This window comes from Trujillonella humicola, from assembly GCF_046233715.1.
Lineage (GTDB): Bacteria > Actinomycetota > Actinomycetes > Mycobacteriales > Geodermatophilaceae > Trujillonella > Trujillonella humicola.
This window is the reverse complement of record NZ_JBJNRJ010000026.1, coordinates 1-20,320: the sequence shown is the minus strand read 5'-3', so window position 1 is coordinate 20,320 and position 20,320 is coordinate 1. Positions and strand designations below refer to the sequence as shown.

At 72.6% G+C, this 20,320-nt stretch carries 17 protein-coding genes, 3 tRNA genes and 1 pseudogene; 12 read left to right on the top strand and 9 right to left on the bottom strand.

The features are described 5' to 3' along the window. The first annotated feature begins 38 nt into the window (after positions 1 to 38). Complete coding sequence (locus tag ACK586_RS14280) at positions 39 to 545, top strand: MarR family winged helix-turn-helix transcriptional regulator (RefSeq protein WP_409331153.1); 507 nt, start codon at positions 39 to 41, stop codon at positions 543 to 545. Positions 546 to 667: 122 nt separating this feature from the next. Beyond that, positions 668 to 1,084, top strand: a complete 417-nt coding sequence (locus ACK586_RS14275; RefSeq protein ID WP_409331152.1) for a PaaI family thioesterase — start codon at positions 668 to 670, stop codon at positions 1,082 to 1,084. 77 nt (positions 1,085 to 1,161) lie between these two features. Here the strand turns inward: ACK586_RS14275 and ACK586_RS14270 are convergent, their stop codons facing one another. Beyond that, positions 1,162 to 3,402: an MMPL family transporter gene (locus tag ACK586_RS14270; RefSeq protein ID WP_409331151.1), complete on the bottom strand. Its 2,241-nt coding sequence runs from the start codon at positions 3,400 to 3,402 to the stop codon at positions 1,162 to 1,164. Between the two features lie 271 nt (positions 3,403 to 3,673). Here ACK586_RS14270 and ACK586_RS14265 point away from each other — a divergent pair, with 271 nt between their 5' ends. Beyond that, the gene (locus ACK586_RS14265; RefSeq protein ID WP_409331150.1) at positions 3,674 to 4,117 is read left to right on the top strand and encodes a MarR family winged helix-turn-helix transcriptional regulator; all 444 of its coding nucleotides are present in this window, start codon (positions 3,674 to 3,676) and stop codon (positions 4,115 to 4,117) included. A gap of 68 nt (positions 4,118 to 4,185) precedes the next feature. Here the strand turns inward: ACK586_RS14265 and ACK586_RS14260 are convergent. After that, a tRNA-Arg gene (locus tag ACK586_RS14260) sits at positions 4,186 to 4,254 on the bottom strand. Positions 4,255 to 4,469: 215 nt separating this feature from the next. Then, the gene (locus tag ACK586_RS14255) at positions 4,470 to 5,990 is read right to left on the bottom strand and encodes an AAA family ATPase (protein ID WP_409331149.1); all 1,521 of its coding nucleotides are present in this window, start codon (positions 5,988 to 5,990) and stop codon (positions 4,470 to 4,472) included. 458 nt (positions 5,991 to 6,448) lie between these two features. Between ACK586_RS14255 and ACK586_RS14250 the strand changes: the two genes are divergently transcribed. The 5 genes from ACK586_RS14250 (at position 6,449) to ACK586_RS14230 (ending at position 11,080) form a co-directional block, all read left to right on the top strand. Next, positions 6,449 to 7,414, top strand: a complete 966-nt coding sequence (locus ACK586_RS14250) for an HNH endonuclease (RefSeq protein ID WP_409331148.1) — start codon at positions 6,449 to 6,451, stop codon at positions 7,412 to 7,414. A gap of 139 nt (positions 7,415 to 7,553) precedes the next feature. Continuing rightward, on the top strand, positions 7,554 to 7,910 hold the full coding sequence (locus tag ACK586_RS14245; RefSeq protein WP_409331147.1) for a hypothetical protein: 357 nt from the start codon (positions 7,554 to 7,556) through the stop codon (positions 7,908 to 7,910). A gap of 218 nt (positions 7,911 to 8,128) precedes the next feature. Next, positions 8,129 to 9,445 (top strand): DNA cytosine methyltransferase, encoded by a 1,317-nt coding sequence (locus tag ACK586_RS14240; protein ID WP_409331146.1) that lies wholly within the window; start codon positions 8,129 to 8,131, stop codon positions 9,443 to 9,445. A 10-nt stretch (positions 9,446 to 9,455) separates the two neighbouring features. After that, complete coding sequence (locus tag ACK586_RS14235) at positions 9,456 to 10,607, top strand: hypothetical protein (RefSeq protein ID WP_409331145.1); 1,152 nt, start codon at positions 9,456 to 9,458, stop codon at positions 10,605 to 10,607. Further along, positions 10,580 to 11,080 (top strand): very short patch repair endonuclease, encoded by a 501-nt coding sequence (locus ACK586_RS14230; RefSeq protein WP_409331144.1) that lies wholly within the window; start codon positions 10,580 to 10,582, stop codon positions 11,078 to 11,080. Before ACK586_RS14235 ends, ACK586_RS14230 begins: the two co-directional genes overlap by 28 nt. Before the next feature lie 124 nt (positions 11,081 to 11,204). On the opposite strand, the gene ACK586_RS14225 is transcribed toward ACK586_RS14230, so the two are convergent. The 3 genes from ACK586_RS14225 to ACK586_RS14215 form a co-directional block, all read right to left on the bottom strand. Beyond that, positions 11,205 to 11,798: an endonuclease VII domain-containing protein gene (locus tag ACK586_RS14225; RefSeq protein ID WP_409331143.1), complete on the bottom strand. Its 594-nt coding sequence runs from the start codon at positions 11,796 to 11,798 to the stop codon at positions 11,205 to 11,207. 516 nt (positions 11,799 to 12,314) lie between these two features. Continuing rightward, positions 12,315 to 13,553: a hypothetical protein gene (locus ACK586_RS14220; protein ID WP_409331142.1), complete on the bottom strand. Its 1,239-nt coding sequence runs from the start codon at positions 13,551 to 13,553 to the stop codon at positions 12,315 to 12,317. A 440-nt stretch (positions 13,554 to 13,993) separates the two neighbouring features. Next, positions 13,994 to 14,263 (bottom strand): helix-turn-helix domain-containing protein, encoded by a 270-nt coding sequence (locus ACK586_RS14215; protein WP_409331141.1) that lies wholly within the window; start codon positions 14,261 to 14,263, stop codon positions 13,994 to 13,996. Between the two features lie 182 nt (positions 14,264 to 14,445). Here ACK586_RS14215 and ACK586_RS14210 point away from each other — a divergent pair, with 182 nt between their 5' ends. Next, a complete protein-coding gene (locus tag ACK586_RS14210; protein WP_409331140.1) occupies positions 14,446 to 15,156 on the top strand; it encodes a hypothetical protein in 711 nt (236 codons plus the stop codon). Next, positions 15,153 to 16,226, top strand: a pseudogene (locus tag ACK586_RS14205) (tyrosine-type recombinase/integrase); the annotation flags it as partial. The gene ACK586_RS14210 and the pseudogene ACK586_RS14205, both read left to right, overlap by 4 nt. Positions 16,227 to 16,450: 224 nt before the next feature. Here ACK586_RS14205 and ACK586_RS14200 read toward each other — a convergent pair. Then, a tRNA-Arg gene (locus ACK586_RS14200) sits at positions 16,451 to 16,523 on the bottom strand. Positions 16,524 to 16,543: 20 nt separating this feature from the next. Beyond that, positions 16,544 to 16,632 (bottom strand) — tRNA-Ser (locus ACK586_RS14195). Between the two features lie 178 nt (positions 16,633 to 16,810). On the opposite strand from ACK586_RS14195, the gene ACK586_RS14190 reads away from it, so the two are divergent. Beyond that, positions 16,811 to 18,091 (top strand): outer membrane protein assembly factor BamB family protein, encoded by a 1,281-nt coding sequence (locus tag ACK586_RS14190; RefSeq protein WP_409331139.1) that lies wholly within the window; start codon positions 16,811 to 16,813, stop codon positions 18,089 to 18,091. Here the strand turns inward: ACK586_RS14190 and ACK586_RS14185 are convergent. Continuing rightward, positions 18,070 to 19,269 (bottom strand): MFS transporter, encoded by a 1,200-nt coding sequence (locus ACK586_RS14185; RefSeq protein ID WP_409331138.1) that lies wholly within the window; start codon positions 19,267 to 19,269, stop codon positions 18,070 to 18,072. The genes ACK586_RS14190 and ACK586_RS14185 overlap by 22 nt on opposite strands. 96 nt (positions 19,270 to 19,365) lie before the next feature. On the opposite strand from ACK586_RS14185, the gene ACK586_RS14180 reads away from it, so the two are divergent. Further along, positions 19,366 to 19,896 carry a CGNR zinc finger domain-containing protein gene (locus ACK586_RS14180; RefSeq protein ID WP_409331137.1) on the top strand — a complete coding sequence of 177 codons (531 nt, stop codon included), beginning with the start codon at positions 19,366 to 19,368 and terminating at the stop codon, positions 19,894 to 19,896. Positions 19,897 to 20,320: the final 424 nt, after the last annotated feature.

The following is a 20,320-nucleotide window of genomic DNA, read 5'->3' as shown; positions in this document are numbered from 1 at the left end:
CTTAGATGTCTTTGCGGCAAGGGACCGGAGGAGGCGGCGTGACGGAGCCGGACGAGGTCGACGCAGTGGTGGCGAGCTGGGCGGCGGCCCGGCCGGACGTCGACGCGTCCGGCATCGGCGTCTTCGGCCGGATCGCCCGGCTGGACCTGATGCGCCGCGCGGCCGTCCGACGCCTGCACGAGCGGCACGGGCTCACCTCGGCCGCCTTCGACCTGCTCTCCCAGCTCCGCCGTGCCGATCCGCCGCACCGGCGCACCACCGGGGAGCTGGCCGGCGCCACGCTGCTCACCTCGGCGGCCACCACGCTGCGGATCGACCGGCTGGAGGCCGAGGGCCTCGTGCGCCGGGTGCGGTCGGCCGAGGACCGCCGGGTCGTCTACGCCGAGCTCACCCCGGCCGGCCTGGCCCGGATCGACGCCGTCTTCGAGGAGCACATCGCCCTGGAGGACCGGCTGCTCGCCGGCCTGGACGCGACCGAGCGGGCGCGGCTGGCCGACCTCCTGCGCGCGCTCACCCACTCGGTCACCGGCGCCACCACCCCCTGACGGGACCCACCACCCCATGCCGAGATCTGCACAGTCGTCGCCATCAGGCCCTGATTGGGCCGCCTGTGCAGATGTCTCCGGGCTGTCAGGTCGGCTCGGGAGGCGGGTGGCAGGGTGGGGGGGTGCCCGACGACGACGTCCTCGCCGCGCGGGTCCGCGGGGTGCTCGAGGTTCCGCTGCACCGCTGGCTGGGCCTGGCGCTCACCGATCCGGCCGATCCCCGCGCGGGCGTCGTCCTCCCCGTGGGGCCGCAGGCGCTGAACAACGCGGCCGTCCTGCACGCCGGGCTGGTCTCGGCGCTGCTCGACGTCACCGCCTACCTGCGGCTGCTGCCCGACCTGGGCCCCGGGGAGAACGCGGTGACCCACGACGCGACGTCGTCCCTGCTGCGGCCGGTGGCCGAGGGCGCCCGGGTGCACCTGCACGCCGAGGTGGTGCGCCGCGGGCGCACGCTGGTCTTCCTGCGGTCGCAGGCCGAGGTCGACGGCCGCACCGTCGCCTTCGGTCAGGTCACCAAGTCCGTCGTCCCCGCTCCCTGACGCCCGCGAGATCTGCACAGTCGTCGCCATCAGCGCGCGATGGCGACGACTGTGCAGATCTCGTCGAGGGGTCGGGGTCAGTCGCGGGCCACCAGCACCGGCACCTCCTCGACCGCGGCCGGCCGCGGGGCCGGGACGGCGACCGGGGCCGCGACCGGGGCGGCCTCGGAGTGCCGCAGCTCCGGCAGCCAGCGCAGCCACCGCGGCAGGTACCAGTTGCGGTCGCCGAGCAGCTGCATGACCGCCGGGACCAGCACGGCCCGGACGACGGTGGCGTCCAGCAGCACCGCCAGCGCCAGCCCCAGCCCGATCTGCTTCATCGAGGTCATCGACAGCGTCACGAAGGTCAGGAAGACGAAGACCATGATCACCGCGGCGCTGGTGACCGTCCCGGCCGAGGACGTGATGCCCCGCGCGACCGCCGCCCGGGTGGGCAGGCCGCGGTCGTGGCCCTCGCGGATCCGCCCGAGGATGAACACGTGGTAGTCCATCGACAGGCCGAACAGGATCACGAACAGGAACAGCGGGATCCAGTTCACGATGCCGCCGGTGCGGTCCAGGCCGATGAGGCCGGCGCCCCAGCCCTCCTGGAAGACCAGCACCATCGCGCCGTACGCGGCGGCGACGCTGAGCAGGTTGAGCGCGATCGCGGTCAGCGCGACGGTCACCGAGCGGAACGAGACCAGCAGCAGCACGAAGGCCAGCACGAGGACGAAGGCGAACACCCACGGCGTGCGCTCGGCCATCAGCGCGTCGAACGCGACGGAGTCGGCGGTGGCGCCGCTGACCACGGCCGTGACGCCGTCGGCCGCGCCGAGCGTGGGGGCCACCAGGTCCTCGAGGGTGGCCAGCGCGTCGCGTGAGGCCTGCTCCTCGCCGTCCCCGACGAGCGGGACGCTGACCACGGCGACCGTGCCGGCCTCGTTGGCCGCGACGTCGATCGGGTCGTTCATCTGCCCGCTGGCCAGCGCCCGCTCGCGGAGGTCGGCGATGGCCGCCTGCACCTCGGGCGCCTCGACGTCCGGCGCCTCGATCACCACGTGGGCCGGCGACGGTCCGCCCGGGAACGCCTCGCTGATGCGGTTGTAGGTCTGGATGATCGGCATGTCCTGCGGCAGGTCGGTGACGCTCTCGTTGCGCAGGTCCATCGACAGCGCCGGGACGGCGAGGGCGACCAGGGCTCCCCCGGCGAGCAGCCCGGCCACGAGCGGACGGCGAAGCACCACGCCGAGGATCGCAGGCCAGAACCGGCCGGGCCGGGCCTCGCGGCGGCGGGCGAACGGCAGCCGGCCCTTCTCCACCCGGTCGCCGAGCCACGCCATCGTCGCCGGCAGCACGGTGAGCGAGCCGATGACCGAGACGGCGACGACGAGGATGGTCGCCGAGGCCACGCCGGTGAACACCGAGAACCCGGTGAGGAACATGCCCGCCATCGCCACGACCACGGTGATGCCGGAGATCAGCACCGACCGGCCGGAGGTGGCGGCGGCGATGTCGAGCGCGTCGACCGGGCCGGCGCCCTTGGCCCGCTCCTCCCGCTCGCGCTTGAGGTAGAAGAGCGAGTAGTCGACGCCGACGGCCAGGCCGATGAGCAGCATGACGATCTGCGCGCTCTGGTCGACGGGCCAGATCTGGCTGGTGAGGCCCAGCAGCCCGAGCGCGGCGATGAACGCCGACAGCGCGAACAGCAGCGGCAGCAGGGCCGCGACCAGCGCGCCGAAGGTGAACAGCAGGACGGCGAGGATGATCGGGATCGACAGCAGCTCGGCGCGCTGGAAGTCGGCGTCGAGGGTGTCGCCCAGCGCGAGCTCGGCGCTGGTGTCGCCGAACTGCTCGATGCGGACGTCGTCGTGGTCGGCCGCGACCGCCGCGACCGCCTGCTGGATGGGGGCGATCCGCTCGTCGGCGGTCTCGGGGTCACCGGCGATGTCGAGCGTGACCAGGGCCGAGCGGCCGTCGGCGGAGATCAGCGGCGCGCCGTCGAGCGGGCTGACGACGTTCGTCGCCTCCGGGGTGGCCCGCAGGGCGGCGGCGAGGTCGGCCAGGGCGGCGGTGACGGCGGCCTGGGGGACGCCGGCCTCGCGCTGGACCAGGACCATCTCCGCGGCGGGCTCCTCCCAGCCGTTGTCGTCGAGGATCCGCTGGGCCTCGGCGGGTGCGCCGACGCTCTGCTCGGCCGCCGTCAGCTGGCCCTGCGGCACGAGGGCGCCGACGGCGACCGCGGCCAGCACGAAGGCCAGCCACCCGAGGATCGCGGCCCGGCGGTGACGGGCGCTCCACCGCCCGACCCGCCCGGCGAGGTTGCCGCTTCTTCGCATGGCACGTCTCCTGTCGTGGGTGCGGATGTCCGCAGCCGAATCTGCTGGTCACGACGGCGCGAACCCATCCCGCCAGCTGGTGGAGGGGGTGTCGGGCCAGCCCGACGCCGGGCTCGTCCGCGCCGCCGGCCGAGCCTCTCGGCGCCGCGGCCCGCCGCCCATCGGGGAGCGCCCCCATCCGTCCCGGGTTCGGCGCGCGGGGGATCCCCGGGGTGCACGGCGGCTCCTCACGGGGTCCGGCCGGCGCCGGGCAGCGCCCTACGCTTCGGGCGTGACCACGCCCGCGCCCAGCACCCGGCTCGACGACCAGCTCTGCTTCTCGCTGTACGCCGCCTCGCGCGCGGTGGTGGCCCGCTACCGGCCGATGCTCGACTCGATGGGGATCACCTACACCCAGCTCCTGGTGCTCATGGCCCTGTGGGACCCGGAGGACCCCGGCCCGCTCACCGTGCGGGGCATCGCCGACCGGCTCGGCCTGGACACCGCAACCGTCTCCCCGCTTCTCAAGCGGATGGAGGCGCTGCAGCTGATCACCCGCCGCCGCGACACCGCCGACGAGCGCAGGGTCTACGTGGAGCTCACCGAGGCGGGCCGGGCGCTGGAGCGACCGACCTGCGACATGTCGGCGATGATGATCGACGTCCTGCAGATGAGCGCCGAGGAGGTCGCCGCGCTCAAGGAGCAGCTGGACACCATCACCGAGCGCACCCGCTGAGCCCGGAAGACACGACGGCGCGCCGCCCCCGTCGGGGCGGCGCGCCGTCGTGCTGTCTCAACCAGACGTGCACCCGAAGGGACTCGAACCCCTAACCTTCTGATCCGTAGTCAGGACAGCGGTGTGCCGGACGGTGCCCCGGAGTGACGTGGACTGCCGAAGACGCAGGTCAGCGGGGCCCCGAGGTGTTTGAGCGGGCCTTCGTGGCCTCCTCACTCCTCGCGCGTTCGCGCCCACAGCGCGCCCACAGCGCGCCCACAGCGCGCCCACAGCGCGCCCACGGGCGCCCACCGGCGTGCCATGCCGGCGGCCGGCCCTGAGACCGGAACGCCGGGACTCGGAGCAATCGGGTCTACCTGTACGGCAGCTCCATCGCCCCCGGGCCGGGCGGCACCGGCCCCGCGGACTGAGGTAGGGACGACGACACCGCGGGACGCGAGGGGCCACCTCCGTCGATGCCCTCGAGAGCATCACGAACAGTTCGAGCGATGCCCTCGGCCTCCAACTTCGGCAGAAGCCGGGTGGCCCATTCGGCGCACATGGCCTGCCAGAGGTTGTCTCCGGACACCGTGAGCGGCGACGCAGCCGCAACGACCCAGTCATGATGGTCCGGCTGCGTCATCGCGCGACTACAGGCGTCCGCGATCTCGGCGTACGGGCGACCGAGCCGCTGAGCCAGACCGGGCCAGTCCGCATCGGCGAGGGCCTCGAACACGACGCGCTCCGGGGCGTCGTCACCTGGTAGCACCTCACAGCCGGGGGCCCCACCAGCGTCTCCATCGAGAAAGACGCAGGTCGGACGCGGGAACCGACGCTGCTCCACCATCTGCCCCAACGACTTCCCGACCTGCACCGCGCCGAAGGGGATGACCTGGCACCTGGGGACCAAGTCGCGGTCCACGGCCGTCAGCGCCTCGACGAGCATCTGGCGCGCTCGAGCGTCTTCGACGTAGAGATCGATCTCGTGCCATGGCTGATCGTCGATTTTCGACATGGCGAAAGCCGGGCTGACCCCGTAGACGATCTCGCGCGCGCCGCCGGTCTGGAGGATGCATGCCCGTGCGGCCGCCGGCAGCTCCTCGAGGATGTAGGGCGAGTGCGTCGTCAAGATGATCTGCAACTCGCGCTCGCGGCACTTCTCCGCCAAGTCTCGGATGAGCCGCCGCTGCGCCCGGGGATGGAGTGACGACTCGGCCTCGTCGATGAGAACCAGGCTGTACCTCGGCAGGTCTCTGCCGAGCAACTCCGCGATCGTGGTCTCCCCGGCCCCCTGGTGGAAGCCCGAGTAGGGGGAGCCGTTCTGCGCGATGACGGGCACCTGGCGATGCTGATCCGCATCGAGGGTGGCCATCCTGGCCAACTCGTACTTGCGCCCGAGGATTGTGCTGAGCGCACCGAGCCGCTCCTGGTCGAAGTCGACCGCATCAACCTCGGTGAGCGTCGGGTTGGCCAACCTGGAGTACCCGACCCGCGCGGGAACCGGCTGGATCCGGCTCAAATCGATGTATCGCACCGGCCGTTGCCTGCGCTCCGGGTTTCCCCTCCACCGGTCGGTCGGCTTCCGAACCGAGGCAACGATGGGCTCTCCGCCCTCACGGACGGCGTAGCGGATCTCGACACCGCTGACCTGGTCCCACGTTGTCGTGGGGAAGAAGTCCGATGCGAAGCGCTCCTTGTCACCTGGTTCCGACGACGAGTAGACCGAGGCCGACGCCTGCAGAACGGTGCTCTTGCCGACACCGTTCTCCCCCACAACAGCCATGATCGGGAAGGGCATGTCGAAGCGCTGACCTGTCCACCCGCGCACCCCCCGGATCTCGATCCAGTCGAGGCGCTTCGGCCAGCCGGTGTTGGTGCCCCACTTGCGCTCCAAGCGGCGGACCTCTCGACTCACGGGCATGTAGATCGGCTCCTCAGCACCACGGCGACCGGCCTTCGGCGGCAACAACAACGCGACCCTACCGGCTCGTGTCCTACTTAGGCGCTACTTTCTTGCTACTACTGCCCAGATGGCCCGGGTCTACTGCCTACCGTTGACCGCGGAGGTTGGCCGCAACGCGACTCCCGCTACCGCGACGCGCAGTAGGTCGACGGACACGTCCATCCCAACATGGCGTCGTCGCCACCGTTCACCGGAGAGGCACCTCAAGCGCGAGTGTTCCGAACGCCCGCCGGCTGATTGCGTATCAGAGGACACCGCCCTGACCTGGGCCGATGAGGGTTGTGGGCGCCACGTGGGCGCGTGCGGGAGCCCCCTCCCGGCCCCCGGCGCCCCGGGGGCGCCCGGCGTGCCTCCACCGCCGGATGCGGGGATCTCCGCACAGTGACCCCATGGCCGACGTCCCGCCCCTGCCTCTCGACCAGCTCCCCGAGGCCCACCGCCGCCGCCTGGCCTGGTTCGCCGAGCGCGCCGGGGAGGTCACCGGCTTCCCCGGGCGGCTGGAGGACGGCAGCTTCCTCGTCTCCGCGCCGAAGGGCATCTACAAGCCCGCCGACCTCGAGTACGCGCTCAGCATCCGGATCAACCTCGACAGCCCCTACCCCGACGGCGAGGTTAGGGAGAGGGCCGACGGCAGCTGGTTCTTCGCCTACCACCAGGAGGGGGCAGACCCGCAGCAGCGGGACCGCGAGTACACCAACCGCGGCCTGCTGGCCTGCATGCGCGATGGGGTGCCCGTGGGCGTCCTGCAGGAGCAGCCTCCCCTCGGCCGGCGTCCCCAGTACCGAGTGCTCGGGCTGGGCCGGCCCGTCGCGTGGCAGGACGGCTACTTCTTCTTCGAGAGCGTGGCGGGCTCCGACCCCAGCCGCGGCGACACCATCGGCGACGTGCTCCTCCGGGACGCGGAGGCAGAGGTCGAGGCTCCGACGGAGCCGCCCGCGGACGACTACGACGCCCGGCGGCGCACGTACCGCGAGGTCGTCACCCGCCGCGGCCAGCCGGCGTTCCGGCGCGACCTGCTGGGGGCGTACCGGCGTATGTGCGCCATCACCGGGTGCACCGCCGAGGCCGTGCTCGAGGCCGCACACCTCCGCCCCTACCGCGGGCCGGCCTCGAACACCGTCACCAACGGCCTGCTGCTGCGCGCCGACATCCACACGCTGCTCGACCTCGCCCTGCTCGCCATCCATCCCACGGCGCGGACCGTCACGGTCTCCCGACAGCTCGCCGGAACCGAGTACGCGGCCCTGGCCGGGCGCCGGATCACTGAGCCGGCCGGCCCTGCCCAGCGACCGGCTGACGAAGCGCTGGGCGGCCTCTGGCGCGACTTCGAGCAGGCCGAGAGCCTGCGGCAGTGACCGGCCAGCCGGGGCGTTCCAGGGGCTCGGGGCGCCCCCTCAGCGCCGCTCCGAGCACGAGGAATGACAGGCATGTCCCGTCTGGGCGGGCACTCCTGCTCCGCTGCGCCCTGTCGGCGGGGTGACGTACCGTCCGGCCATGGAGCGTCGCATGCTCACCTTCGACGAGACGATGGCCCTGGGCCAGGCGGAGTACCAGGACGTGCTGGACGCCCTCGCCGCGGCCGGGCTCCGAGCGTCGTTCACCCAGACCGGCGGGATGAACGCCGCTCTCGAGGTGCTGCTCGACGGCGGCTACTCGCTGCTCATCACCGACGCCGAGGACAGCCTCTCGTGGTCGAGGGCCGAGCACGACGGCTGGACCGTCGGCCTCTACCGGCCCGAGAACCAGTACGACGGCGACTGCACCACCTACGGGACGACCGAGGACTCGAGCACCGAGGGACTCCTCACACTGGTGCAGGACGTCCTGCGGGCCACACCCGCGCAGAGGTAAACGAGGGGAGCGCCGGGTGACCCAGGGCCCACGGCCGGCCGCCACCGCGCGGCAGAGCAAGACTGTCGCAGGCACCTGGTAGACGTTCTGACGTGCTCCCCCCCGCAACGACCTCGGCATCAGAAGCACCCGCGCCGCTGCCCACCGGCCGCCAAGGGCGGGAGGACCCGCGCGACGGCGATGCGGAGGGGCCGGCGACCAGTCAGCAACCCCTGACGGTGGTCGACCTCTTCGCGGGGGCCGGGGGCCTCTCGCAGGGGTTCCGGCAGGCCGGCTTCCGGGTTCTCGCCGGCAGCGACCACGACCCCGACGCCGTGGCCACCTACCACGCGAACTTCCCCGGGGCCGAGGCACTGTGCGGCGACATCCGAGACCCGCAGATCCGAGAGCGGCTCGACGAGCTCGAGGCCGGCGCCGACGTCCTCGTCGGGGGCCCGCCATGCCAGGCGTTCTCCCAGGTGCGGAACCACAGTCGGCTGATCGACGACCCGCGCAACTCGCTCTACCGGGAGTTCGTGCGGTCGGTGGCCACCGCGCACCCCGCGGCGTTCCTCATGGAGAACGTCCCGGGGATGGACCAGATGGGCGTCAAGAGCCAGGTGCTGGCCGACCTGTCCATCGACGGCGAGTACCGCGTGACTGCTCAGCTCGTGGACGCAGCCGACTTCGGAGTCCCGCAGACGCGGAAGAGGCTGCTCTTCCTCGGCGTCCGCGCCGACCTCGAGCTCGACCCTCCGAAGCTCAGCGGCACGGGCGCCACCACCGCCGTACAACTGCTCCGCTCGGCCAGCGTCGGCGCGTCCGGCGAGGCGGAGATCAGCTACGCCGTGACCCCGCGAGGCGACCTCGACGGCCGGGCGCTGGCCGCTCGTCTGGCCGACCCCAGCGACCTCGGGCTCACCACGGTCGCGCAGGCCATCGGCGACCTCGCTGCCCTCGAGGCCGGCCGCCGCGCGGAGGCGCTCCCGGCCCAGGAACTTCCCCCGGCAGCCTCGGCCTACCAGCAGCTCATGCGGGCGGGCACCGCCGGGGCCATGAACGTCAGCGTCCCGAGGTGCCGGCCAGACACCGTCCTCCGCCTCGAGGGAATCCCCGCAGGCGGCAACCACCGCGACCTCGCCGAGCACCTCCGCGCGCGGTACCTGACCGGCGACAAGTGGGGACCGAGCAACGGCACTGGCCAGCTGGGCCGTGCCCACTACTACGCCTACCGGCGCCTCCACCCCGACATCTGGGCCTGGACCCTCAACACCAAGGGTGACAGCGCCTACCACTACTCCGCCGCCCGCCCGCTCAGCGTGCGCGAGTTCGCCCGGCTGCAGAGCTTCCCCGACCGCTTCGTGGTCACGACCGACCCCCGGCGCGGCCCGCTCACCGGCCGCATCGACGGCGGCGCCGCCCACTCGCGCTACCGCCAGATCGGGAACGCCGTACCACCCCTGTTGGCGCAGGTAGCCGCCGAGGCGCTGCGCGACACGGTCCACCGGGCCCGTGCCGCCCGCCGTCGCGAGTCCGCCCGTGCCGCTGCAGCCTGACCCCGCCAGGATGACGAACCCCGCCAACGACGCAGACGCCCAGACCGCCCTCCCGCTCGACGACGCTGCGCCCGCCACAGAGGCGTCGGCCACGCGCGCCGTGGCGCGGGCCTTCGGGGAGGAGAACCGCGCTCGGCTGCTGAGCGAGTACTTCGACCGGGCTGGCGACGTCACGGCCCAGAACGCGTGGGTGCACACGTACCGGCTCCTGCTCTGGACCGACCGGACCACGGGCCTGGCCCACTGCTACGAGAGCGACAAGTCGCAGCCTGGACGCCCCTGGTACGCCCGGAGCCTGGCGTTCCACGCCTGGCTCTCCGATGCGCTCGGCGTCCCGGCCGCATCGCTCGGGGATCACATCGACGAGCTCTTCCGGCGCGCGACCGCAGACCTCGCCGCCGCGGCCGCCGCGCGACGGCAACGAGCAGCCGAGCGGACGGCGAGCCAGCGGGAGCCGTACGGGGACCGGTCCATGCCCCTGCCGGGGGAGGACCCGGAGCTGGAGGCCATCCTCCTGGACGAACTGCGGCCGTACCTGACCTCAGCTCCTCCCCCGGAGGCGCTGCGACGCCTTACCGAGCGGATCCAGCAGCACATCGGGCAGGAGAACAAGCGCAAGAACCTCGTCGGGGAGGGGTTCGAGGACACGATCGCGGGTCTGCTCCGCCGCATCCCCGCGGCGAGCGGCCTCTACGAGATCCGGGTCCGCCCGTGGCTGCACGACCTTCCTGGCTTCCGCCCGCCTCGCCAGGGGAGCAAGCCGCGGCAGGTCGACCTCGCGCTCATCGACCGCGCCACCCACCGCAGGAAGCTGGTCTCGTGCAAGTGGAGCGTGCGCAGTGACCGGGAGGAGCAGTTCTTCAGCGACTTCCGCGACTACGCCGAGCTCGAGGACGCCGGGGAAGACTTCGACTACGTGCTCGTCACGAACGAGTTCGACCCAGCTCGCCTTGCCGCCGCCTGCTCGGTCCGGAGTGCCAACGCCCCACTGTTCACCGACGTCGTCCACGTGAACACGGAGGGCCCCGGCGCTGTCTACGCTGCCGACACGGGCCGGGTGCAGCGCAAGGAGAGCGGCGGCATCGCTCGGACGCTCTCCCACATCCAGACCGGCCGGCTGGTTTCCTTGGAGGGGTGGATCACCAAGCTCTGCGCCGAGTGACCCGGCCGGCGGCCACCGGGAGGCCGAACAGCGCCGCCCGGACCCGGCGCGAGAGCAGCGCGACCTCATCCACGGCCAGCAGCCCAGGCGTCCGCTCCCGCATGCAGCTCCAGCGCACCCGAGACACCGCGCCAGAGCTGGCGGTGCGCCGCGCCCTCCACGCGGCGGGCCTCCGGTACCGCGTGGACCTCCCTCCGCTGCCGGGCCTCCGCCGACGTGCCGACCTGGTCTTCACCCGGGCCCGCGTCGCCGTCTACATCGACGGCTGCTTCTGGCACGGCTGCCCGGACCACGGCAACCGCCCGCGGGCCAACGCCGAGTGGTGGTTGGAGAAGATCGGGAGGACCAGGGCCAGGGACGCGGACACGGACGCCCGACTCGCGGCCGCAGGCTGGCGGGTGGTGCGGATCTGGGAGCACGAGGAGACGGGCGCGGCGGTCGACCGGGTCAAGGACGCGCTCTGCCGAGCATGAGGGGCCCGACCGCCTCTTCCGCTCGTCCTGCTCACGCTGGAGGCGCGACCTCGGACATCAACATCGTGTTGATGCCCCCCCGTCGGCTGCACGATCCCGCCGCCCAGCCCCAATCAATCAGCGGCTACGCCGGGAAGCCGAGGGCTCCGCTGCGAGTGGCCTCCTGGTCCTGCAGGTACGCGACAGCAGCCTCCAGTCGCGCGCGGTCGTCCCGGAAGCTGCCCAGGCCCGAGTTGCATCCGTGGCACAACAACCCCCGGATGCATGCGCCACAGGATCGCGAACCGGAGCAGCACGCGTGATCGTGGTCCACGTGGAGGGAGTACCTCTCCCCCGGGGGACCGCCGCAAATCGCGCAGCCCCCACCCTGCTTCGCCAGCAGCGCGTCGTACTCCTGCCAGGTGATGCCGTACGTCCGGACGAGGTAGGCCCGCCGCTCGGCCAGTCTCGCGCCAGCGTTCCGGCACTCCGGTGAGCAGTATTTCGCGTGCCCCCGGGCGTTCTCGGGGAGGTCGTCGCCGCAGATCACGCAGGAGTCGTGGTCGCGCGGCGAGGGGGGCGGCGTCCCACCGGCGCGCCTGATCCGGTTGTACTCGTTGAAGCAGGGCGGGCACCACGAGGCCTTCCGCGACCACGTCCTGCGCTTCGCGTCCCAGTAGCGCCGGGCCGTGAACTTCGCCCCGCACCGCCGGCACCGCGCTTCCTCCTCCTGCGGCATGGCGCAGACCGTAGAGCCCCAGACCGACATCTCCGAGATGGCCGAGTTGGCACACCCCACTCGAAGACGGGTATGGGTCGGCTACTCCCCGCCGAATGACCGGACAGCTCGCTGACCTGCGCATGCGTCCGCCGGATCGTCGAGACCAGCACCCACATCATCCCGCCGCGCCCGGTTGCGCCCCCCTCTCTCGTTGCTCTTCCCCGACTCCCCCGCGGTCCGCGGAGCGCGCCAGGGTCGCCACTCGGGGCGCCTGGGGTTGGGCGACCCCGTTCCGTCGCCGCCAGGCCGTCCTCTCGCGCTCCGTCCGCCTTCTCCGGCGCTCGGTGTCCCCCGCAGTGCCCAGGGACCGCGCCAGCGTGTCGAGTGCGCCTTCCGTGGTGGGGCGCCGACGCCACAGCCCCACCGGGCGCCGTTGGACGGCATCCACCAACCCCGCGGAGTGGAGGGCGCTGAGGTGGTGGCGCACGGCGGCCGGGGTGACCCCCGGGAGCCTCTGCACGAGGGCGACCACGGTCAAGGTCTCGCCCACCCGCATGGCGCGGAGAGTCCGGGCAGCGGGGACAGGCAGGCCGCCGCGGAAGGCGTCATGCACCGCACCCGCGAGGCCCGTGTCCATCCATTCGGACCAGTTACTCCCCTCTTGCCCCCCACCCCAGGGGTAACTGGGTCGGTTACGTGCAAGCGCGGGCACAACTTGTAGGTCCTGGCACCGGTCCGGGTGCTTCGCCGGACCACCTGGAGGAGACCGCGCTCCTCAAGCCGGGAGAGGGACGCGCTGACCGTCGCCCGACGGCGGCCAACCGCGTCGGCGATGGAGCGGGTCGAGTGCCTGACCACCGGGTTCTCGATCCCGTCCGCGATCGAGAGCAAGAACTCGTAGACCGCGCGGTCCGTACTGCTCGCCTTGCCCTTCGGCCAGGGGTAGGTCTCGGCGGTGCGGTGCAGGAGGGCGAGTTCCTCCCGCCGCCGTCGACGGTCGTGCCCGAAGGCGGGATCATCCCTGGCCCGTACCCGCTGCTCCTCGTACCAGTTCCTCAGTGTCTTGCGTGTCTCCGGCAGGCCGCGGGTCTTCTCCATCTCCTGCGCCTTCTCGCCGCCCCGGTTCCGGGGGTCGAGCATGTCGTGCATGTAGTCCTCGACGCCGAGACCGGCGTTCACGTAGCGCAGTGCGAGAGACCGCGCCATAACCGACCTGCTACGGCTGTGCCCGTAGGTGAACTTCCCCTGGGGGTCCCCGTGGCGCAGGATGCGCCGGCTCTCAGGCGTCAGGGGAATGGCACCGGGACGCCCGGTCAGGGCCGCGAGCGTCTGCGCGTAGTCCGGGGGGCTCACCAGGACGCCGGCCCCTCCGAGGCGATGGGGGCTCAGCGGTGGGCGGATGCCGTTGGCTGCTCGCAGCGCGCCTCCCGGGATGTCGGCCTCCTGCCGAAACCGCTCCGCCAGGTCGGCCGTGGACCAGCCCGGCGGGCCCACCACGTAGACGTGGAAATGCCCTGGCCTCCCCGAGCCGACGATGACGCAGCGGGCGTTCATTTCCGCCGTCACGCGCTCGACGGTCGTCACCCACGGCGGCATGCCCTCGGTGCCCTCGTCCGGGTCGGCGTCCCAGGCGATCACCCCGTCCCGCAGCGGCACCATGAAGGCCGTCCCCCGGGCAACGGCCTCCTCCACGGTGACGTACTCACCGGTGAGAACGTTCGCCTCGTTGATCGGGCGGGCTCGTTCGCCGGTCACCATGACGGCCCTGGCCATGGCCAGCACCCTGAGGTCGGTCGGGATCGCATCGCCTGGCCTCATGCCGAGCAGAGCCTCTCGCTGGTGGTCCTGGTGGTCGGGATCTCGTGCGTGGGATGGGGCTCCCCGCCGCCAGCCGCCGCTGGATCAGTCAGGGACAGGCCGGAACCGCGCATGCGCGCACCGCGGCCCCGCCGCGCTGCCAGACGGGACTCCCGTGGTCATCGCGAGACGGGGCTATTCGGCCTGCACACCGAGGAGTTGCCGCAAGTGCGCGGTCACCACCCGGTACCGATGGCCGACTCGCAAGACAGGGACGGGGAAGGTCCCGCGACGCACGGCCTCATACGTGGCTGCCCTGCCCATGCCGAGGGCTTGGCCCGCGGTGACGACGTCGACCACGACCGGGGAAGCCGCCACCTGCTCGGCGGTCCAGCGCAGCCTCTCGCCACGCGGCGTCACGCCTGATCCAGCTGGCGCTGCAGCCGCAGGAGCAGCTCGGCGTAGTCGCCGGCTGCCCGGGTCCGAGGGATGCGCTCGCCGCGCTCCCACCGCTGAACCGCGGACACGCTCACCCCGATGTCCGACGCAATCTGCCCGGCGCTCACCCCCGCGGCGAGCCGGATGCGGCGGGCCTCGCCAGAGGCGAGAAGTGCCCGCGCCTGGAGGAGGCGCTCGACTGACGTTGGCAAGGAGGGGGACGACACGACAGCCTTGGTATCAGACATGTCGACGACATGCCTGTACCTAGTTCTGGTAGAGCAAGTGGCTCTCGACCGTGGCGATGCCAGCGCCAGTAAGCCTGTGTAGCTACACATCTAGCTGCGTAGTTCGCCAAGAAGGACCATGACAGGCCAGTCCTCCGCTACCGCGGAGCTGTCCAGGGGATGCCGAGTATTAGGGGCTGTGAGTGACAGGAAACGAGGACAAACCCCGCATGGATCCAGAGCGGGTCTACCGTGGCGTCTTCCCCGTCGTGACCGAGGTCCGCGGCGTCCGGATCTATGTCGGGGTGCACCTCGCCACGGTTGGCCGACGGCTGAGGTGCGTAGGCCTCGACCTGCGCTCCCTCAACGTCGAGGACGTCCTGCTCCCTGGCCCGATGGACCTGGGAAACGGTGATTGGGTCGAGATCGGCAGCCCCGTGCTGCGGGGCCTCCCCCTGACCGACGTTCTCGAGCGGGCCCTCGGCACCTACCGGACGTACCTCGACACCGTCCGCAGCGGCATGGACGAATTCGAGGACGAGGTAGGCAGCAGCGACCGGGCGAGCTCGACGCGGAAGCGCCGCGGCCCGCGCCCCCAGCTGGACGAAGGGGCGCTCGAGCGGCTGGTGGCCCCGGCGTACCTCATGGGGGGCCGGCGGCCCGTCCAGGCCGTACGTGACGAGCTCGAGCGGTCTGGGGCCCTCCAGCCCCCGGTGACCCTCGACCAGGCGCGCAAGGCCGTCGCGAGGGCGCGCGACCTGGGCCTGATCCCGCCCGCGCGCAAGCCGGGGGCGAAGCACACGCGCGAGATGCCCGCGACCGACTCGACGGAGCAGAGCGAGATGCCCACAAGCAACACGATGGAGATCAGCGAGATGTCGGAGAAGCACACCATCGAGAGGGGCGAGCAGTGAAGGGCTCGGTGTTCCGCCGGTGCGGTTGCCGGGACGCCTCCGGGCGCCCCCTCGCGAACTGTCCCCGCCTCGGCCGCGAGCGCGGCCACGGGTCCTGGTACTACCGCGCGGACATCGGCCGGGACCCGGGCACCGGGCGCCGCAGAGAACAGAAGAAGGGCGGGTTCGCGACCAAGACCGAGGCCGAGGCGGCCCTGGCCAAGGTCGTCGCGGCGGTGTCCACCGGGGAGCACCGGCATGACGGCCGCATCACCGTGGGAACCTTCCTGCAGGAGTGGCTCGCCGATCGGGTCGCTGACGGGCTGCGCCCGTCGACCGCGCTCTCCTACCGCCGCTACATCGAGATGGACCTGGCACCCGCGCTCGGACACCTCCGCCTCGGCGACCTCCGCCCAGGGCATGTCGAGAGGCTCCTCCGCGACCTGCGGGCGGCCGGCCGGGGAACGACGACGGTCCGGCGAATCCACGCCACGCTGCGGTCAGCCCTGACGTCGGCTCGGCGTGCCCGGCTGGTGGCCTACAACGCGGCGATAGACGTCGCCCTGCCCACCGAGCGACCCGCCAAGGTCCGCCCTTGGGAGCCGGACGAGCTCGCCGGGTTCCTCGACCACGCAGCGGGCCACCGGCTCGGCGCGCTGTTCGAAGTGCTCGCCTTCACCGGCCTCCGGCGCGGGGAAGCGTGCGCTCTGCGGTGGGATGACGTCGACCTCGAGCGCGGCGTCATCACCGTGCGCTCGCAGCTGGTGGAAGTCGGCGGCAGGGCGGTCGAGGGGAAGCCCAAGACCCGCTCGGGCGAGGACCGCCGCGTCGACATCGGCCCCCGCACGATCGGCGCTCTGCTCGCCCACCAACTGCACCAGCAAGCCGAGCGGGACGCCTGGGGTCCAGCCCACCGGGACTCGGGCCGAGTCTTCACGCGCGAGGACGGCGAGGACCTCACACCCTCGCAGGTGACCAAGGTCTTCGCGCGGCTCAGTTCGGCGGCCGGCCTGCGGCCTATCCGGCTGCACGACCTCCGGCACGGGGCCGCGTCGCTGATGCTCGCCGGAGGCGCCGACATCGCCGTCGTCTCGAAGCGGCTGGGCCACTCGTCAATCCGGGTGACCGCGGACACCTACCACCACTTGCTGGAGGGGGCGGGCCGGAAGGCGGCCGACGCAGCCGAGGGCCTGGTGCGCCCCCGTGCGGCCGGCCAGGAACCGGCCGCGCCCACATCGCGCCCACATGGCCCGAAAAACGAACCTGCGCGCCTCCCCCGTCGGGGAAACGCGCAGGTCGGTGTCTCAACCAGACGTGCACCCGAAGGGACTCGAACCCCTAACCTTCTGATCCGTAGTCAGATGCTCTATCCGTTGAGCTACGGGTGCGTGTGTGCAGTTGTCGTGCGCGGAGGCTCCGGGATTTGAACCCGGGATGGGGATTAACCCAAACCGCATTAGCAGTGCGGCGCCATAGACCGGACTAGGCGAAGCCTCCCGGGGTCCGAGTCCCCTCGGAACCACCGCGGAAGAGACTACCAGCGCCCCGGGCGCCGTCCGCAGCCCGGGTGGGGCGCTCCCCGGTCGCCCGGGTGTCGCCCGGGGCCGACGCCGTTCCGGTGATACGAAGGGCCGCCGCTTCCGCGGCGCCACACGAGTGCCACGGGGGTTCCACCATGCTTGTCCCACGCTCCGCCGGCCGCCGGGCTGCCCTGGGCCCCGCCGTCCTGGCGATGGGCCTGCTCGCGGGCTGCGGCTCGTCGGGTGACGACGACGCGGGCTCGGCCGGCGGGCCGGTGGACGCCGTCACCCCCTCGGCCGGCCCCGCTGTCGCGTTCGACGACCTGCGACCGGCCGGAGCCGGCGGCGCGGAGACCACCGACTTCCCCCTGGTGGCCGGCCCCGGGACGACGGTCCTCGTGCCGCAGTCCAGCGGCGTCTCGCTGGTCGTCTCGGCCGTCGACTACACCAGCGGGGAGACCGCGTGGCAGCGCGAGCTGCCGGGGACCGATCCGGCGGGATACCTCGGCTGCCGGACGACACCGGACGCGGCGACGGCCTTCTGCCTGGCGCACACCGCGGCCGACGAGAACCGACTGCTGACCCTCGACGCGGCGACCGGAGAGGTGAGGTCCGACGTCCCCGTCGCCGCGGGCCTGCTCGACGCGGTGACCGACTCCGGTGTCGTCGTCCGCGATCGGTCGATCGACCCGGACCGCGCGTCGTCGGTCGACCCGGCGACCGGCGAGATCCGCTGGTCCCTGGACCTCGACGACGCCGCCGGCATCCCCGTCGTGCAGCACGAGGACGTGCTCTTCTTCGGCGAGCTGCCGGAGGGGGAGGCGGACCAGTCGACCGTCATGGTCACCGCCGACACCGGCGCGACCATCGCGGAGTTCAGCGGGCGGGTCACGGTCCAGGGAGACACCGCCCTGCGTGCGGACGAGGCCGCCGGGCTGGTGGCCGCTGTGGGCCCGGACGGCAGTGACCGGTGGCAGCTCACCGGCGCGGCCGGGCCCGAGTGTCGGGTGGGCTCGGCACCGTCGGGCGTGGTGTTCCTGCAGCACGACGGCGGCCTCACGGCCGTGGATCCGGCGGACGGGACCATCCGCTGGAGCCGACCCGCCGCCGCGGCCGAGCAGGTCATCCCCTTGCTCGACTCGGTCCTCGCACCCGACGCCGAGGGAAACCTGTACCTCGTCGACCCCGGCACGGGGGAGACGCTCGGCGCGGTGTACCTCGACGGCGACGTGGTGGCGACGCCGCCGTGCGGGTCGCCGCACCTGCTGGTCGCGTCGCGCAGCGGCGTCACCGCGCACTCGGGCACCGGCGGCTGGCCGGCCTGGGAGGTGACCCATCCCCCGGGCTGGTCTGCCGAGGAGGCGGAGTTCCTGCTCACCGACGGCGCCACCGTCGTCCGGTCGGAGAGCGGCTTCTACGCCCTGATCAGCGACTGAGCGGTCGGGACGACGACGCGACGACCGGGCACCAACGTCACCAGGACGGCGACCGCGGCGCCGGCGACGGCCAGCAGCAGCGCCCCCGGCACGCCCGAGGCGTCGATCAGCGCACCGCCCAGTGCCGCGCCGACCGCGGAGGCGCCCACGGTGACCGTCGACAGCCAGGTGAAGGCCTCGGTCGTCGCCTGGACCGGGGCGATCGAGCCGACCAGCGAGTTCTGCACGGTGAGCGTCGGCGCGATCACCGAGCCGCCGAGGAACAGCAGGACGCCGAGCACCCACGGGCTCGACACCGCGGCCAGCGGCGCCAGGCCGATCGTCGTCCCCAGCAGCAGCCACCGGTACTGGCGCGGCAGCGACGCGCTCACCACGCGGGCGCCGAACCACAGCCCGCCCAGCACCGACCCCAGCGACCACACGGCCAGCAGGACGCCGGACATCCCCGGTGAGCCGGCCTGGTCGGCGAACGCGGGGACGGCGATCTCGATCGCACCGAAGCCGATCATGAGCGCGGCCCCGCTGAGCAGGACCCGCGGCATGCCGGGGGCACGCACCGTGGAGAAGACGCCGGCCTGCACGTGCCGGGCGGGCTGCCAGGCCCGCAGCGCCCGGGACATGCCGATGGCCCCGGCTCCGGCCACGGCCAGGACGCCGGCCGTCCCCACGGCTACCGCCGGGGAGACGAGCACCGCCAGGGCGGCGACGAGCCCCGGCCCGACGACGAAGACGAGCTCGGTCGTCGTCGCGTCGAGCGCGAAGGCGGCCGGCCGCACCCGCGGGTCGACGCGCGACCACAGCGCCCGGACGGTGCCGCTGACCAGCGGCGTCGCGGCACCGGCCGCGGCCGACGCGACGAGGACGGCGACCGTGGGCGCCCCGGCGAGGACGACGGCGACCAGCGCGCCGAGCAGCAGCGGGTAGGCGACCGCCTGGGTGAGCAGCACCGGCCGCGGGGACCGCCGGTCGGCCAGCCGGCCGAGGACCGGTGCCATCACGGCCATGGCGATGCCGAGGGTGGCCGCGGCGAGGCCCGCCACCGCGTACGACCCGGTCTGCTGCTGCACCATGAGGAGCAGCGCCAGCGGCACCATGGCCGAGGGCAGCCGGCCGGCGAAACCGCCGAGGAGCAGGGTCGGAGCGGAGGGCAGCCGCCAGACGGAGAGGTACGCGCGCACGGTGGGACTCGTTTCAGCACTGCGGGGAATGTGTAGGCGGTCATCAGGGGTTTACCACCTACAGGCCACGGTATCGAGGCGGAGGTAGGGAGTCAAATGAACTACGACACCTACGCGTCGAACGCGGTCGAGCTGGCCATCGACCTGGCCAACGTCGACCGCGCGGCCGACGCCTGGGCGGCCGACTTCCTGCGCGTGCACGACGAGTGGTTCTCCGACGACTCCGCCCGCGACCTCACCGCCGAGGAGGCAGGCGCCGCCGCGGAGACCGCGGACCTGGTGCGCGCCGTCGCGCTGGCCGAGACCCAGGACGACGTCCTCCAGCGGCTCAACGCGCTGCTGTCCCGGGCCCATCCCCGGCCCTACGCCACCGACCACGACGGCGAGCTGCACCTGCACTACACGCCGCCGGACGCGCCGGTGCTCGACCAGCTGACGACGACCGTGGCCATGGGCCTGTCCCAGGTGGTGGCCCAGCACGGCTGGCAGCGGCTCGGCGTCTGCTCGGCCGAGGGGTGCGACGACGTCTACGTCGACACCTCGCGCAACGCCAGCCGCCGCTACTGCTCCAACACCTGCGCCAGCCGCTCGACCGTCGCCGCCTACCGCGCCCGCCGCAAGGCCTGAGCGGAGTGCCTCCGCGCAGGAAACCTGCGCGGTCGCACTCCACTACCGTCGCCTCAGTGTCAGGGTGCTGAGCACCGCACCGGCTGGTTGCGGTGGTTGGGATCCTGGCCAGTGGTGATCTGGCTCCTACCGTCCGTGCCGCTCCCGATGGGCGCTGGCGTTCACGCGTTGTGCCGATCACCGCTGGTCAGGGCCGACCGGCGTGACTTGATAGGAGCGTGGCAGCGCCCCCACTGAGGTATGTCCGCCGGCCGGCCCAACCGTCCCTTCTCGGGTCAGAGAGGAGACCCCTTCATGGTGGTCACGGTTGGGATCGACGTCCACAAGCAGACCCACTGCGCGGTCGCCGTCGACGAGGGCGGCCGGCAGCTGGGCAAGCCGATGACGGTGCGGGCGACCGATGCCGGGCACCGGCAGCTGCTGC